Here is a 15,638-nt window from a genome sequence, read left to right on the forward strand (position 1 = left end):
CGGATGAGCTCATCCGAGGCGCAGTTCACCGCCGAGACCGGCAGCCGTGGCGAATTCGTCCGACAGGCCAACCGGTTCACCGGGCAGCCGGAGCCGGAGCGCGGGCGATATCAGCTGGTGGTGTCCCTGGCCTGCCCGTGGGCGCACCGGGCGATCATCGTCCGTCGGCTGCTCGGGCTCGACGACGCGCTGGGCCTGTCCGTGGTGGACCCGATCCGGGACGAGCGCGGGTGGCGGTTCACCAACCACCCCGACGGGCGCGACCCGGCGACCGGGCTGGAGTTCCTCGCCGACGCCTATCGGGCCAGTGACCCCACCTACGCCGGTCGGGTGACGGTGCCCGCGATCATCGATCTGACCACCGGGCACGTGGTCACCAACGACTATCCGCGGATCACCCTCGACCTCTCCACCCGCTGGACCGCGCTGCACCGGGCCGGCGCGCCCGACCTGTACCCCGAGCACCTGCGCGCGGAGATCGACGCGATCAACGCGGACGTGTTCCGGGACGTGAACAACGGCGTGTACCGGTGCGGGTTCGCCACCTCGCAGGACGCCTACGAGGAGGCGTTCGACGCGTTGTTCGCCCGGCTGGACCTGCTGGAGAAGCGGCTCGGCGGGCAGCGCTTCCTGGTCGGCGAGTCGATCACCGAGGCGGACATCCGGCTGTTCACCACGCTGGTCCGGTTCGACGCGGTCTACCACGGCCACTTCAAGACCAACCTGCGCAAGCTGACCGAGTACCCGGTCCTGTGGGCCTACGCCCGCGACCTGTTCCAGACCGAAGGCTTCGGGGACACGGTCGACTTCGACCACATCAAGCGGCACTACTACGTCACACACGACGCGATCAACCCGACCGGAATCGTCCCGAAGGGCCCCGACCCGGACCTGTGGCACACCCCACACGGCCGCAACTGAACCCACCCGCGGCCACGCACGGCGGCGTAGCACGGGGTTGGGCACGAGGCGGGCGCGGCGCGGCGTGGCGCGGCGTGGCGCGGGGCGCGTGGCTGGGCGCGGCGGGGCGCGTGGCGTGGGGCTGGGCGCGGGGCTGGGCTGGGCGCCGCGCGGGGCTGGGTGCGCGGCGTGGCGCGGGGCGTGGGGCTGGGCGTGGCGTGGGACATAGGGCGGCAACGAGGGGTCGCGGGGACGCGATGCGGCGCGCGGACGCGGTACAGGGTTCGGCGCGCGGGGACGGGCGCGGAGGCTGGGGCGCGGGAACGCGATACGGGGCGCCTCGCGTGGCGCGCGGACGCGGTACGCGGCTCGGCGCGTGGGGACGGGCGCGCAAGTGCGGGGGCGCGGAGACGCGAGCGCGGAGGTGCGGGACGCGGTGCCGAACCGGGGCGCCGGCGGGAAGCGGCAGAGAGGCGGGCGCGGAGATACGGGTGCGAACCCGGTGCCGCGCCCGCCGCGTACGCGCGAGGGGCGGGTGGGCTGTCGGCCCACCCGTCCCCTCCTCGTTCTATCGGCCAACCGCGTCGGCTACTTGGCCGGGTCGACGGCCGGCGGGGTGTCGTCCGGGTCGTCGTCGGACGCGTCCGGGGAGGCAGCCGCCGACGCGGCCGAGGATCCGGCCGGTGAGTCCGGCTCGGCCGGCGCTTCGATCACGGCCATGACCTCTGTCTCGTTTTCCGCCTCGCCCTCGGCACGGCTCCCGGCCCCGGCATCGGACTTGGCCTCGACGCCGGTTCCGGCCTCGACATCGGACTCGATATCCGTCCCGAGGTCGGCCCCGGCCTCGATGTCGGGCTCGGCGTCCGCCCCGACGCCGGCACCCGCGTCGACGCCAGTCCCGAAACCGGTCTCGATCTCGACCACGGACTCGATATCCGTCCCGAGGTCGGTTCCGGTCTCCGTCTCGGACTCAACGCCGGTCCCGAAGCCCGTCCCGGTCTCGACGCCGGGCTCGATTTCCGCCCCGAGGTCGGCCCCGGCCGCGACCTCGGCGCCGGTGACGGAGGCGGTCTTGGCCTCGATGTCGGGCTCGGCGTCCGTCTCCGGCACTGCGGCGGCCTCGGGGTGGGCCGGCCGGCCGGGTCGGGTCGTCGGGTCCGGCCCGGGCTCGGATCCGGCTTTCGGGTTCGTCCCGGTGTCCTCGTCGAGTGCGCCGACGTGCTCCTCGTGCCCGTCTCGGCCCACGAACACCGTGGCGCCCGACTCCGGCGGCGCCACCGGCGCGAAGAACCTGGCCGGTGGCGCGGGCACGGGCGCGGCGGAGCGGCCGGTCGGCGACATCGACCACAGCGCCCCGGCGAGGCCCGCCAGGCCCACCCCGATCGCCGCGGTGGCCAGCGACCATTCGGGGCTCATCAGCGCGTGACCGCCCGCCCGCAGCAGATACGCGATCGCGATGCCGGTGAACACCACACCCGCGATCAGGGCCATCGGGTCGAAGCGCCGCCTGTTCGTCCTCATCGGGATTCGCCCTCCATCCGGGTCACGCCGTTCTTCGGTGTCGTGTTCATCGCGGCAGCCGTCCGTGGTCGTCGTACAGCAGTTCCACCTGGCCCACGCCGACCTTCAGGTCCAGCGTGATCGTGCCGCGCTCCGGCTGCGCGATCGGCTCCAGCGTCTCGCTCCGGTCCGGCCGCCAGCCGTCGTCGCGACCGCTCATCGTGCGCACGTCGCCGACGTCGGAGCGGCCCTTGAACACCACCCTCACGTCCTTGGGCACCCACACCTGGATCTGCCCGGCGCCCACCGTGGCCTTGACCGTCGCCGCGCGGGCCGGCCCCAGGTCGAGGGTGCGCAGGTCCAGGTCCATGTCGCCGCCGCCGAGGTGGTACGACGCGGGCAGCGCCGCGACCGAGGTCGGGGTGTACGTGCGCTCCCCCCACGGCCCGGTCAGCGGCACGGTGATCGCGGTCAGCCCGGCGAGCAGCGCGGTGAGCGCGAGGGCGGGCAGGATCAGCAGCCGGGCCCGGCCGAACCAGGTGCCCGCGAGCAGGCCCAGGCCGACGACGGCGAGCACGATGGCCACCGCGACGGTGAACGTCACGTCGACCGCGTCGGTGCGGTTGAGCACCCACAGCAGGCCGCCGACCATCGTGGCCACGGACAGCGTGGCCAGCGCCACGTACGAGCGCGGACGCTTCGCGGGCCTGTCCGGCCCGGCCCCGACCGGCTTCGCGGGCGGCCGCCCACCCTCCGGCGCCGAGCCGCCACCGGGCACCTGCCACCACATCGGCGGTCCCGGCGCGGTGTCGCCGGCCGGGGCGGTGTCGACCGGCGCGGGAGCGCCCGCCATCGCCGCGACCCCAGCCGTCCGCGCGGCGGCCTCGGACCTGCGTTTCGTGTCGGTCCAGACCATGAACAGGACCACGGCGGTGATCATCATCAGCGGGACCGACGGGCCGAAGCCCGAGTCCAGGTACGTGAAGAACAAGGCGACCCCCATCACGGCGACCACGGTGGCGGCCGTCGCCCCGCGGTCGAACTTCCCGGAGAGCACCCGGCGCAGCACCGGCTGCTCCTCTCCACGGGCCGGGATCAACAGCCAGCCCAGGCTGTACACCAGTACGCCCACCCCGCCGAAGAGCGACAGCACCGCGAAGACGATGCGGAAGATCACCGGATCGAGGCCGAAATGCTCGCCGAGCCCGCCGCACACGCCGGACACCATGCGGTCGTCGACGCTGCGCAGGAGCTGGGGTCGAGTGGTCGTCGTCGTGGGCGCCGCGGACGACCCCGGAGGGCCGCCCGGGACGTCGCCGGCCCGGTCGCCGGCCGAGACACCGGGTTTCATGTCGTCGTTCATGGGTCCATCGTGGCGTGCGCGCGGCCCCGTTCCCATCGGGCTCCGCCCTGGCCGAGCCCTGGTCCGACCCTGAGGGGGAATCAGGGTCGGGCCCTGATGCGCCCGGGCTTGCCGGCGTGTGACGATCGGTCGTGTGACCGCCGTACATCCGTCCCCCGCCGCGCCGAACCGGCCCGCGTACCCGACGCCGAAGCTCCGCCGCGCCGCGTCCCACCGGTTCGCCGGCGGCGTCGCGCGCGGCCTGGCCGAGCACCTCGGCGTCGAGGTTGTGGTGCTGCGCGTCGCCTTCGTCGCGCTCGCGTTCTTCGCGGGCCTGGGCGTGGTCCTGTACGCGGCCTTTTGGATCTTCGTACCGCAGAGCGTGACCGAGGCCGCGCCGCCGAGCCGCGAGCGCGGCCGGGAGCGGCATCAGGCGCTCGCGCTGATCATCGTGCTGATCGCGGCGACCATGCTCACCGGGCTCGGGACCGACACCGACACCGGTTCCGGCGACTGGTTGTGGCCACTGCTCGTGGCCGGGCCCGGGGTGATCCTGCTGTGGCGTCAGGCCGACGAGTCGCAGCGGCAGCGCTGGTTCTCGCTGGACGGGCGCAGCCGGGTGGCGGGTTGGCTGCGCGCCCTGATCGGCGCCACGCTGGTGGTCGCGGGCCTGATCTTCTTCTCGCTCGGCCGCGGCGGTATCGGCGACGCGCTGGCCGCGATGCGCGGGGCGGGCCTGCTCCTGGTCGGCCTGCTGGTCATCTTCGGCCCGTATCTGCTGCGCCAGACCCGCGAGCTGGGCGCCGAGCGCCGGGCCCGCATCCGGGCCCAGGAGCGGGCCGAGGTGGCCGCGCACGTGCACGACTCGGTGCTGCACACGCTGACCCTGATCCAGCGCCAGGTGGAGGACCCGCGCGAGGTGGCCCGGCTGGCCCGGGCGCAAGAGCGCGAGTTGCGGGCCTGGTTGTACCGCCCCGACGGCGAGGAGCCGGACCGCACCTTCGCCGCCGCGCTGCGCGGGGTCGCCGCCGAGGTGGAGGACGCGCACGGGGTGTCGATCGAGATCGTGTGCGTGGGCGACTGCCCGGTCGACGACCGGCTCTCCGCGCTGATCGCCGCCGCGCGCGAGGCGATGGTGAACGCGGCGAAGTACGCGGGCGGCGCGGCGATCTCGGTGTTCGGCGAGGCCGACGAGGACACGGTCACGGTGTTCGTCCGCGACCGCGGACCCGGTTTCGACCCGGACTCCGTACCCGCCGACCGGCTGGGTGTGCGAGAGTCCGTGCTCGGGCGCATGCGCCGCAACGGGGGCGCCGCGAACATCCGCAGCGAACCCGGCGAGGGCACCGAGGTCGAGCTGGAGATGCGCCGCGCCGACGCCGGCCGGTCCGCTGTGGGAAGGACGAACACGTGAACACCACCGAGACGAGTAGCGCACCCGTCGAGGGCACGCCCCGCACCCGGGTGGTCCTCGTCGACGACCACCGGATGTTCCGCACCGGCGTGCGCGCCGAGATCGGCGAGGCGGTCGAGGTGGTCGGCGAGGCCGACGACGTGGCGAGCGCGGTGGCCGTGGTCACCGAGACGCGCCCCGAGGTGGTCCTGCTCGACGTGCACCTGCCCGGCGGCGGCGGGGTCGAGGTGTTGCGCCGGTGCGCGTCGCTGATCCCGGCGGTGCGCTTCCTGGCGCTGTCCGTGTCGGACGCCGCCGAGGACGTGATCGGGGTGATCCGGGGCGGCGCCCGGGGCTATGTGACCAAGTCGATCACCGGCGACGAACTGATCCGCGCGATCGGCCGGGTCGGCGAGGGCGACGCGGTGTTCTCGCCGCGCCTGGCGGGCTTCGTACTGGACGCGTTCGCGGCCACCGACGTGCCGCCGATCGACGAGGACCTGGACCGGCTCACCCAGCGCGAGCGCGAGGTGCTGCGGCTGATCGCGCGCGGCTACGCCTACAAGGAGATCGCCCGCCGACTGGTCATCTCGGTCAAGACGGTGGAGACCCATGTCTCCGCCGTGCTGCGCAAGTTGCAGTTGTCCAACCGGCACGAGCTGACCCGCTGGGCGACGGACCGGCGACTGGTCTGAGCCGGGCGACCGGCGACACGCGCGAAGGCGCCCTCCCGCGACGGGAGGGCGCCTTCGTACGTGTGACGGGGTCCGGCCGGGCCTAGCCGGGTCGGATGGCCGCGTAGAACGGCATCGAGTCGACCGGCGCCTCGGTCACGGTCTTGCCGGGACGCGGGGCGTGGATGATCTTGCCGTTGCCGATGTACAGGCCCACGTGCCGGTTGTCCGAGTAGAAGAACACCAGGTCGCCGGGCTGGAGCGAGCCCTTGGAGACGCGGGGACCGTCGTTGACCTGGGTCCAGGTCGTCCGGGTCAGGCGCACGCCCGCGGCCTTCCAGGACGCCTGGGTCAGGCCCGAGCAGTCGTAGGAGCCGGGGCCCTCGGCGCCGGAGACGTACGGCTTGCCGATCTGGGACCGCGCGAACGCGATCGCCGCCGCGGCCCGACCGGAGGCCGGCACGTTGGTCGTCGGCGTGGTGTCCTGCTTGTCCCGCGAACTGCGGTCGTTGGCACGCGTGTCGTTCGCGTGCTCGTCCGAGTCGAGGACTTCCTTCTTCTGCTGCTCGGTGAGCGTGTTCAGCAGCCGCTGCGCCTCGGCGAGCTTGGCCTGGATGTCGGTCTTGTTCTTGTTCAGGTCGGTGCGCAGCTTCTCCAGTTCCGCGAGCTGCGAGGAGGCCTCGGTGCGGTCCTGCTGGAGAACTCGGGCCTGCGCCGCGATCTGCTTCAGCTTGGCGGCCTGCTGGCCGTCGAGCTGGGACATCATCTGCGACTTCTGCAGGTAGCCCTCGGGGTCGCCGCTGAGCGCGAGCGAGAGGGACGGCGGGAGGCCGCCGCTGCGGTACTGGTTGGCCGCCAGGACACCGATCTGGTCGCGCAGGGCGTTCAGCGCGGTCTGTTCCTCGGTGATCCGGGCCTGGGTCTGGTTCGCGGTGTCCTGCTGCTTCTCGATCTGCTCCTCGACGCCGTTGGCGGCGTCGGTGGCCTTGATCACGTCGCTGTGCAGCTGGTTGACGCGGTCCTTGGTCTGCTGGAACGACTGCGCGGGGTCCGCGCTCGCGGTGCCGGCGAAGGTCATCACGCCGGTCATCGTCGCGGCGGCCGTAACGACGGTCGCGGCGGTACGCACGGCGGTGCGCGGCTTGGGCTTGCGGTGTTGCCCGGGTCGACGTTGGGACGCCACTGGTGGCGGGTCTCCTTCCTCGGCCGCCTACCGGGTTAGCTGACGGGTTCGGGCGGAAGAAGGCGCCCTACGGTGCCGGAGCACCGATTCACCCCAAGGGACTGCGAGGGTCCCCGGTTCCGGCTTCGTGTCGCGGCGACCGTGGTTGCCCACCGTCACCGAAACCCGTCACCGAATTCGGCGGAGGCGATCGTGTCGACCGGGTGGCCGACCTCGAGCCGATCGCCTGCCGCAGAACACTAGTCACACGCGTGTCAGGACCATCACCATTGGCCTTCACATTGCCAAAACTTTACCAATGTCGCCGTTTCCATCTCCGCGTATCACGGGAGATGCACCCGGATTCCCTAAAGTCGATCTTGATCCGTTTTGGCGATCTTTAATGGCATTCGACCGATGGTGAGGCGTGGATCGCCGCCGGCTAGGCTGCCGGACGGCGGCCGGGGGTCCGGCGTGGGCGCCGAGAACGCCGCGGCCGGGTACCCGCCGGGCGACGATCGACGAGGGGTTGTACGACGTGGACGTTCTGCGGCAGATCCTGCTGGTGCTGCACATCGTGGGCATCGCGGCCCTGCTCGGCGGCTTCCTCACCCAGATGTCCGCGCTGCGCACCGGCGACGTGCGGATCGTGCCCGCGATGACGCACGGCGCGCTGACCATGCTCGTCACCGGCCTGGCCCTGGTGGGCGTGGTGCGGTCCGGACTGGACCGGGACGTGGACACCGCCAAGATCGGTACCAAGCTCGGCATCCTGTTGGTCATCCTGCTGCTGGTGTGGGGCAACCGCGCCGCGGAGCGGGTGTCCGCGCGCGTCCTCGGCGCGATCGGCCTGCTGACCGTGGCGAACATCGCCATCGCCGTGATGTGGACCTGAGCCGCCGATCCCGCCGCCGCTAGCGGGTGTCCACCACCCGGAACACCTCGGCCATACGTCCGGCGCCCAGGTCGAACCGCGCCGCGTTGCCCTCCAGCATCGACACGACGTGCTCGCGCAGCTCCGGCAGATGGCCCGTCTGGCTCTCGTGCGACAGCAGCGCCGCGATCTTGCGCTCGAACACCTCCGTCACGTCCACCGCGTGGTTCGGTGCCGCGGTCGGCGACAGCCAGGTCTCCGGCACCGTCCACTCCTTCAGCCCCTCCGCCTCCAGCAGCTCGGGGTGGGCGAACGGGTTGCGCGCGTCCGGATAGATCGCCCGCATCGCCGCCTCGCCGGCCTCCAGGTGATCGGGGTGGCTGGGCGCCAGCCGGGCCCAGTCCCGCTCCGGACTCGGGATCACCATGCGCTGCGGGCGCACCTGCCGGATCACCCGGCTGATGTCGCGCCGCAGTTCCATGGAGACCGCCACACGCCCGTCGGGATACCCCAGCCAGTACAGCTGCCGCACCCCCACGTGCGCCGCCGCCGCGCTCTGCTCGGCCCGCCGGATCCCGCCGATCTCCGACCGGGGCACCGCCGGATCGAACCCGCCCGCGTCCCCGTCGGTGACCAGGCAGTAGCTCACCTCGATGCCCGCCTCGGTCCACGTGGCGACCGTCCCCGCCGCCCCGAAGTCGATGTCGTCCGGGTGCGCGGCCAGCACCAGGACCCGCTCCACGTCGCGATCGTCCAGCACGATGTACTCCCTTGATCCGACTCGATCCGACCCGCTCCGACTCCATCCGCCGGCCGGGCGACCCGTGATCGGCCCGATCCCGGTCGACCCGATGTCCGACGGCGCGAAGATGGTTGTCGGCGCAATGATCCCTGCCCGCCGACACCGGCCGGGCACGACCCGCCCGACACCCACCTAGACTCGGGGAACGATGAGCAGCCTCTTCGACGACATCCCCCTGCCCGGTTTCGACACCGCGGCCAAGAAGTCCCCCGCCGGCTCCGCGGACGAGATCCCGCTGCCGCCCGAGCCGGACGAGAACCACGTCTACGGCCTGCCGGAGGACTATCCGGACGACCTGTACGAGGGGCAGTACGCGCCGCCGCCCGAGCCGCGCGACGCCTACTACCGCAACGGCGCCGCGCGCCCCGTGGTGGACCCGGCCCGGCTGCTCGACGGGATGAACCCGCAACAGCGCGCCGCGGTCGTGCACGAGGGGTCCCCGCTGCTCATCGTGGCGGGCGCGGGCTCCGGCAAGACCCGTGTGCTGACCCACCGCATCGCCCACCTGCTCGCCTCCCGCCACGTGCACCCCGGCGAGATCCTGGCGATCACCTTCACCAACAAGGCCGCCGCCGAGATGCGCGAGCGGGTCGAGGCGCTGGTCGGGCCGCGCACCAAGGCGATGTGGGTGTCCACCTTCCACTCGGCCTGCGTACGCATCCTGCGGCAGCAGTACAAGAAGCTCGGCATGAGCTCCTCGTTCTCCATCTACGACTCGGCCGACCAGCAGCGGCTGATGGCGATGGTCTGCCGCGACCTCGACCTGGACCCGAAGAAGTTCCCGCCGCGCAAGTTCAACGCGCAGGTGTCCAACCTCAAGAACGAGCTGATCGACCACGAGGACTTCGCGGCCAAGGCGATCAACGAGTCCGAGCGCATACTGGCGCAGGCCTACACGATGTATCAGGAGCGGCTGCGCCAGGCCAACGCGCTCGACTTCGACGACCTGATCATGACCACGGTGCACCTGCTCCAGGCGTTCCCGGACGTCGCGGAGCACTACCGGCGGCGCTTCAGGCACGTGCTGGTGGACGAGTACCAGGACACCAACCACGCGCAGTACACGCTCGTGCGCGAACTGGTCGGCGGCGCGGCCGGCAGCGGCCCGCGCCTGACGGTGGACGGCGAGTTGGTCAATCCCGCCGAGGCCGGGCTCGTCGGGCTCGAACCGGCCGAGTTGTGCGTGGTCGGCGACGCGGACCAGTCGATCTACGCCTTCCGCGGCGCGACCATCCGCAACATCCTCGACTTCGAGGCCGACTACCCGAACGCCACCACGATCCTGCTGGAGCAGAACTACCGCTCCACGCAGACCATCCTGAGCGCGGCCAACGCGGTGATCGAGCGCAACAGCAACCGGCGCGCGAAGAACCTGTGGACCGACGCCGGCGCCGGCACCCCCATCGTCGGCTACGTCGCGGACGACGAGCACGACGAGGCGCAGTTCGTCGCCGACGAGGTGGACCGCCTCACCGACGCGGGCCACACCAAGCCGGGACAGGTCGCGGTGTTCTACCGGACCAACGCCCAGTCCCGCGTCTTCGAGGAAGTCTTCATCCGGGTCGGCCTGCCGTACAAGGTCGTCGGCGGCGTGCGCTTCTACGAGCGCCGCGAGGTCCGCGACGTGCTCGCCTACCTGCGCCTGCTGGCCAACCCCGACGACACGGTCTCGCTGCGCCGGATCCTGAACGTGCCCAAGCGCGGCATCGGCGACCGGGCCGAGGCGTGCCTGGACGTGCTCGCGACCCGCGACCGCATCCCGTTCGCGCAGGCGCTGCGCCGCGCCGACGACGCGCCGGGCCTGGCCAAGCGCTCGGCCAACGCGGTCAAGGGTTTCGTCCGGCTCCTGGACGACCTCACCGCGGTGGTGGACGGCGGCGCGGGTCCCGCGACCGTCCTGGAGGCGATCCTGGAACAGAGCGGCTACCTGGCCGAGTTGCAGGCCTCCAGCGACCCGCAGGACGAGACCCGGATCGAGAACCTTCAGGAACTCGCGGCGGTGGCACTGGAGTTCGAGCAGGCCCAGGCGCAGGAGGGCGGCTCGGGCACGCTCGCCGACTTCCTGGAGCGGGTCTCGCTCGTGGCCGACTCCGACCAGATCCCCACCGACGCCGAGGACGGCGGCGTGGTCACCCTGATGACCCTGCACACCGCCAAGGGCCTGGAGTTCCCCACGGTCTTCCTCACCGGCCTGGAGGACGGCGTCTTCCCGCACATGCGCTCGCTCGGCGACGCGAAGGAGCTGGAGGAGGAGCGCCGGCTGGCCTACGTGGGCATCACCCGCGCCCGCGAGCGGCTCTACGTCACCCTGGCGAAGATGCGCAGCGCGTGGGGCGCGCCGTCGTACAACCCGCCGTCGCGCTTCCTGACCGAACTGCCGGAGAAGCTGGTCGACTGGCGCGGCACCTCGCCGTCGGCGGCCAAGGCGATGTCGGCGACGAAGTCGACGGTCGCCTCGCGCGGCGGCTTCGGCAAGGGCGCGCAGATCAAGGAACGCCCGGCCATCGCGCTGTCCCCGGGCGATCGGGTCACCCACGACAAGTTCGGCCTGGGCACGGTGGTGTCCACCGCCGAGACCGGTGACAAGGCGAAGGCCACCATCGATTTCGGCGCGGGCGGCGAGAAGACCCTGCTGCTGCGCTACGCGCCGGTGCAGAAGTTGTAGCGCCGCTCGCGTCGAGACGAGTGCGGGCCGGGTCGAGGGAATCGACCCGGCCCGCTCGCGTGTTCCGCTCGGCTCAGCCCGCGATCTGGATCTCGTACGGCGCCGACTCCACGCCGGAGGCGGACACCACGCACAACTCCACCCGGCCCGGCTCCACGTCCACCGGGACCGGGACGACCACGCACGCGTCGGAGGGGTTGGCGAAGCCGGTGTCGGCCGGGATCAGCGGGGCGTGCACGTGGACCGCGCCGAACTTGACCACCACGCGCGCCAGCAGGTCCGCCTCGTGCGAGCCGCCCGCCGCCAGGTTGATCCCGCGCACCTCGATGTCGTCGCCCTGGCGGACCGCGGAGTCCAGGTCGCCGCGTGTGCGCACGCGCACCACGGACAGGATCACCGGGCGGTCGTTCTCCGCCAGCTTGCCGGCGAGGTAGGTGACCACCGAGACCACGGCGAGCGCGACCAGCGTGGCCGGGATGTCCGGGAGCCGATCGGGGTCGCGGGCCAGACCGACCACGACGAAGCCGACCGCGACCAGGTTGACCAGGACGTACTGGGCGTCCACGAACGAGGCCCGGCCCGCGTCGTCGGTGACCAGGTCGCGCAGCGCGGCCTGGTCCGCGCGGAGCTTTTGCAGCACCCGACGGCCGACCTTGTCGCCGACGATCCGGCGTACCGCCACCGCGGCGAGCAGCGGCGCGGCCACCAGGGTGATCTGGTCGAGCGCGACGTCGCCCAGCCGATCGAGGAGCCGGTCCCGCTGTCCCTCCCCGGATGCCGCGGCGAGCCGCATGCCCAGGAAGGCGAAGCAGTACATCAGCGCCACCATCCACAGCGCGGCGACCGCCTTGGAGGTGGACAGGCGCCCGTCCAGGCCCCGTACGGGCGCGAACACGCCGCCCCCGCCCCGGGCGGCCCAGCCGACCACGCTGAGCGCTCCGGCGACCACCACGGCCGCCACGATCCCGGCGGTGCGCGAGCCGGTCCAGCCCGCGCCGATCGCGGTCAGCGCCTGCACCAGGACGAGCAGGGCGACCAGGAACCACAGCACGATCAGCGCACGACCGCCGAGCACCTGCAGCCAGGCCCGCCCCTGGGCCCGCCGTATGGTGGCCAAGTCCTGGGCCTTGCCCCGCAGTTCGTCGGAGATCCACTGGCGCGCGCCGCCGTCGGAGTGGGCGACCGCCGAGGGCACACCCTCCTTGCGGGCGAGCGCCCGCCGCAGCGTCTCGAAATCGGCGACGGTCCTGCGGTATTCCTCCCGGACCACGCAATGACAGTCCGGTCCGTGCACACCGACACCGTGCGCCACTTCGCCACGCCCTCCCCACCACCACATACGAACGTGCTCGTTCAGCGGCACATTGTGCCGCATCCGAGGGGGCCGTACCGGCCCGGTCCGGCGATCGCGCGCAATCTCGATCGAAGACCCGCCGCGAGGCCAACCCCCGTGTCCCACAAGGCGTCCCGCCGGCTCGTCGACCCGGCCACGGCGGGCTCCGCGAACGCCGCCGGCCCCCGTCCGAAATCGGGCGGAGGCCGGCGAAAGCACGTGCGATCGAGGGGGTCGACCCGGATCGAGCGCGCCGAGCGCGAGGACGCGGGAGGCTACTCCCACTCGATGGTGCCCGGGGGCTTGCTCGTCACGTCGAGGGTGACCCGGTTGATCTCCCGGACCTCGTTGGTGATCCGGTTGGAGATCCGGGCCAGCAGGTCGTAGGGCAGGCGCGACCAGTCGGCGGTCATGGCGTCCTCCGAGGACACCGGACGCAGCACGATCGGGTGGCCGTAGGTGCGGCCGTCGCCCTGGACGCCGACCGAGCGCACGTCGGCGAGCAGCACCACGGGGCACTGCCAGATCTCCCGGTCGAGCCCGGCCCGGGACAACTCCTCGCGGGCGATCGCGTCCGCCTCGCGCAGGATCTCCAGCCGGTCGGCGGTGACCTCGCCGATGATCCGGATCCCCAGGCCGGGGCCCGGGAACGGCTGCCGCCACACGATCTCCGACGGCAGGCCCAACTGCTCGCCGACCGCGCGCACCTCGTCCTTGAACAACTTGCGCAGCGGCTCGATCAGCTTGAACTGGAGGTCTTCGGGCAGCCCGCCGACGTTGTGGTGCGACTTGATGTTCGCCGTGCCGGTGCCGCCGCCGGACTCGACCACGTCCGGGTAGAGCGTGCCCTGGACCAGGAACTCGACCTCCTCGCCGTGCGCGCCCGCCTCGGCGACCACCTCGGCGGCGGCCTGTTCGAAGACCCGGATGAACTCGCGCCCGATGATCTTCCGCTTCTCCTCGGGGTCGGTCACCCCGGCGAGCGCGGTCAGGAAGCGTTCCTGGGCGTCGACCACCTTGAGCGAGACCCCGGTGGCCGCCACGTAGTCCCGCTCGACCTGCTCGGGCTCGTCCTTGCGCAGCAGGCCGTGGTCGACGAACACGCAGGTGAGCTTGTCGCCCACGGCGCGCTGGACCAGGGCCGCGGCGACCGCGGAGTCGACCCCGCCGGACAGGCCGCAGATCACGTGCTTGTCGCCGACCTGCTCACGGATCAGCTCGACCTGCTCCTCGACGATATTGACCATCGTCCAGTTCGCCGCGAGCCTCGCGCCCACCTTCAGGAAGCGCTCCAGGATGGCCTGGCCGTGCTCGCTGTGCATCACCTCGGGGTGGTACTGCACGCCGTACAGCCGCGCCTCGTCGTTCTCGATCGCGGCGACCGGCGCGCCCGCGCTGGTCGCGGTGACCGCGAAGCCGGCCGGCGCGGCGGAGACCGAGTCGCCGTGCGACATCCACACCGACAGGTCGGTGGGCAGCCCGTCGAACAGGGTGCTCCGGGTGCCGGTCACGGTCAGCGGGGTGGCGCCGAACTCGGCGAGACCGGTCTTCTCGACCACCCCGCCCAGGGTCTGCGCCATGGCCTGGAAGCCGTAGCAGATGCCGAGCACCGGGACGCCGGCCGTGAACAGCGCCGGGTCGATGCTGGGCGCCTCGTCCGCGTACACCGAGGAGGGGCCGCCGGACAGGATGATCGCGGCCGGGCGCTTCGCGAGCATCTCCGGCACGGGCATGCTGTGCGGCACGATCTCGCTGTATACGCGCGCCTCGCGCACCCGGCGGGCGATGAGCTGGGCGTACTGGGCGCCGAAGTCGACGACGAGGACGGTTTCGGTGCCGCCTCCGTCCGGGCTGGCAAAGGTCACGAGGGGCCTTCCGGCGAAGCGAAAAAGGGGTGTACGCCGATTCTACCGGCGTCGCGCGGGTGACCCCGGCTGGTGTCCGCTCCCGTCGTCGCGGCATACTGACGCCATGTCCTCGTTCGGCGTGACGCGCAGCTTTACCTATGGCACCGGGATCCCCGGCGCCGCCGTCACCGCCTGAACGCAGCACAACCACAGGCAGACGAAGACGCCCCGGGTCCGGTACCCGGGGCGTCTTCGCGTTCGTGTCGAGGCCCCGGATCCGACCCCTTCCGGAGAGCAGGCCGCATGGACGACACCACCACCACCCCGCCGCAGGCACCCGAGGACGTGATCGGCGTGGGCCGCGCCCGTATCGACGACCTCGACCGGCGGATCATCGCGCTGATCACCGAACGGGTGGACATCTCCGCCGAGATCCAGCGGGTCCGCGTCGCGTCGGGCGGCGCCCGCGTGCAACTGTCCCGCGAGATGGAGGTCATCGCGCGGTACCGCGAGGGGCTGGGCAAGCCGGGCACCACCGTCGCGCTGACCCTTTTGGAGTTGTGCCGCGGTCGGGTCGGCCCCCGGGCGTAACTTCATCGCGCCGGCGGTCGTTGTGACTGATGGCCGGCCCGCTTCATGCGCGGGCCGGGCACCGCAAGGCCGCCGACGCGATGAGGCGCGCTCACCGCGCGCCGTGGGACCTCGCGTTGGTGCCGTGACCGGGACGCAGGGGACAGCAACCGGTCACAACCCCGCCGGCGGCCGGTGTCGGGGACGCCCGACACCGGCCGCCGTGCCTTGGGTCGATCCACGGATCGACCCCGGCACGTCGGGCCTCGGAGTGCCCCATTCACCACGAATCCCACGCATCGCGAAAGCCGCGCAACGCGGATCTTTCACACCAAAGCCGCCGGCAGCGCCAAGAGTAGCGGGATTCGGTGCCCCCCTCGGCGGCTCCGGCGAAGTGCGCGACCGACTCGGGGGCGTCCGGTTAGCGCAGATAATGATCATTAACCGGCCGATAAATGTCATTTTGCCCCGACTTGGCAGTCCCTCACTCGGTCGTGCCCGGCGAGCGGAATTCACCCTTCCGCCGCCTCGCGCCCCGCGAGCCGCACACACGCCTGCCGACGCCCGGCGCGCGCC

Annotated in this window: 12 protein-coding genes and 1 riboswitch; of the genes, 6 read left to right on the forward strand and 6 right to left on the reverse strand. The window is 72.2% G+C overall.

The window, feature by feature from the left end; translation table 11 throughout:
• Positions 1–3: 3 nt before the first annotated feature.
• Positions 4–921: a glutathione S-transferase family protein gene (locus tag ACFRCG_RS34805; protein WP_380038943.1), complete on the forward strand. Its 918-nt coding sequence runs from the start codon at positions 4–6 to the stop codon at positions 919–921.
• A gap of 567 nt (positions 922–1,488) precedes the next feature.
• On the opposite strand, the gene ACFRCG_RS34810 is transcribed toward ACFRCG_RS34805, so the two are convergent.
• Positions 1,489–2,421 (reverse strand): hypothetical protein, encoded by a 933-nt coding sequence (locus ACFRCG_RS34810; protein WP_380038945.1) that lies wholly within the window; start codon positions 2,419–2,421, stop codon positions 1,489–1,491.
• 46 nt (positions 2,422–2,467) lie between these two features.
• Complete coding sequence (locus ACFRCG_RS34815) at positions 2,468–3,763, reverse strand: PspC domain-containing protein (RefSeq protein WP_380038947.1); 1,296 nt, start codon at positions 3,761–3,763, stop codon at positions 2,468–2,470.
• 133 nt (positions 3,764–3,896) lie between these two features.
• Between ACFRCG_RS34815 and ACFRCG_RS34820 the strand changes: the two genes are divergently transcribed.
• Complete coding sequence (locus ACFRCG_RS34820) at positions 3,897–5,156, forward strand: PspC domain-containing protein (RefSeq protein WP_380038949.1); 1,260 nt, start codon at positions 3,897–3,899, stop codon at positions 5,154–5,156.
• Positions 5,153–5,830: a LuxR C-terminal-related transcriptional regulator gene (locus ACFRCG_RS34825; protein ID WP_380005324.1), complete on the forward strand. Its 678-nt coding sequence runs from the start codon at positions 5,153–5,155 to the stop codon at positions 5,828–5,830. The genes ACFRCG_RS34820 and ACFRCG_RS34825 overlap by 4 nt, the downstream gene beginning before the upstream one ends.
• Before the next feature lie 82 nt (positions 5,831–5,912).
• Here ACFRCG_RS34825 and ACFRCG_RS34830 read toward each other — a convergent pair whose 3' ends face one another.
• Positions 5,913–6,992 (reverse strand): NlpC/P60 family protein, encoded by a 1,080-nt coding sequence (locus tag ACFRCG_RS34830; protein WP_380038951.1) that lies wholly within the window; start codon positions 6,990–6,992, stop codon positions 5,913–5,915.
• A gap of 9 nt (positions 6,993–7,001) precedes the next feature.
• Positions 7,002–7,140: riboswitch (cyclic di-AMP (ydaO/yuaA leader) on the reverse strand.
• 369 nt (positions 7,141–7,509) lie between these two features.
• On the opposite strand from ACFRCG_RS34830, the gene ACFRCG_RS34835 reads away from it, so the two are divergent.
• Positions 7,510–7,866: a hypothetical protein gene (locus ACFRCG_RS34835; RefSeq protein WP_380038953.1), complete on the forward strand. Its 357-nt coding sequence runs from the start codon at positions 7,510–7,512 to the stop codon at positions 7,864–7,866.
• 19 nt (positions 7,867–7,885) lie between these two features.
• Here ACFRCG_RS34835 and ACFRCG_RS34840 read toward each other — a convergent pair whose 3' ends face one another.
• Positions 7,886–8,605: a PIG-L deacetylase family protein gene (locus tag ACFRCG_RS34840; protein ID WP_380038955.1), complete on the reverse strand. Its 720-nt coding sequence runs from the start codon at positions 8,603–8,605 to the stop codon at positions 7,886–7,888.
• Positions 8,606–8,795: 190 nt separating this feature from the next.
• Here ACFRCG_RS34840 and pcrA point away from each other — a divergent pair, with 190 nt between their 5' ends.
• Positions 8,796–11,312, forward strand: a complete 2,517-nt coding sequence (gene pcrA / locus ACFRCG_RS34845; protein WP_380038957.1) for a DNA helicase PcrA — start codon at positions 8,796–8,798, stop codon at positions 11,310–11,312.
• A gap of 73 nt (positions 11,313–11,385) precedes the next feature.
• On the opposite strand, the gene ACFRCG_RS34850 is transcribed toward pcrA, so the two are convergent.
• Both ACFRCG_RS34850 and guaA read right to left on the reverse strand, forming a co-directional pair.
• On the reverse strand, positions 11,386–12,582 hold the full coding sequence (locus ACFRCG_RS34850; RefSeq protein ID WP_380038959.1) for a hypothetical protein: 1,197 nt from the start codon (positions 12,580–12,582) through the stop codon (positions 11,386–11,388).
• Positions 12,583–12,920: 338 nt separating this feature from the next.
• The gene (guaA, locus tag ACFRCG_RS34855) at positions 12,921–14,510 is read right to left on the reverse strand and encodes a glutamine-hydrolyzing GMP synthase (protein WP_380038961.1); all 1,590 of its coding nucleotides are present in this window, start codon (positions 14,508–14,510) and stop codon (positions 12,921–12,923) included.
• A gap of 285 nt (positions 14,511–14,795) precedes the next feature.
• Between guaA and ACFRCG_RS34860 the strand changes: the two genes are divergently transcribed.
• Positions 14,796–15,083 (forward strand): chorismate mutase, encoded by a 288-nt coding sequence (locus ACFRCG_RS34860; RefSeq protein ID WP_380038963.1) that lies wholly within the window; start codon positions 14,796–14,798, stop codon positions 15,081–15,083.
• The last annotated feature ends 555 nt before the right edge of the window (positions 15,084–15,638 follow it).

The sequence above is a fragment of the Embleya sp. NPDC056575 genome (assembly GCF_042793325.1).
Taxonomy (GTDB): domain Bacteria; phylum Actinomycetota; class Actinomycetes; order Streptomycetales; family Streptomycetaceae; genus Embleya.

Excerpts from the sequence above, each read along its gene's own strand:
- ACFRCG_RS34805 (WP_380038943.1), top strand. The coding sequence starts at position 4 with ATGAGCTCATCCGAGGCGCAGTTCACCGCCGAGACCGGCAGCCGTGGC.
- ACFRCG_RS34810 (WP_380038945.1), bottom strand. The coding sequence starts at position 2,421 with ATGAGGACGAACAGGCGGCGCTTCGACCCGATGGCCCTGATCGCGGGT.
- ACFRCG_RS34815 (WP_380038947.1), bottom strand. The coding sequence starts at position 3,763 with ATGAACGACGACATGAAACCCGGTGTCTCGGCCGGCGACCGGGCCGGC.
- pcrA (WP_380038957.1), top strand. The coding sequence starts at position 8,796 with ATGAGCAGCCTCTTCGACGACATCCCCCTGCCCGGTTTCGACACCGCG.
- ACFRCG_RS34860 (WP_380038963.1), top strand. The coding sequence starts at position 14,796 with ATGGACGACACCACCACCACCCCGCCGCAGGCACCCGAGGACGTGATC.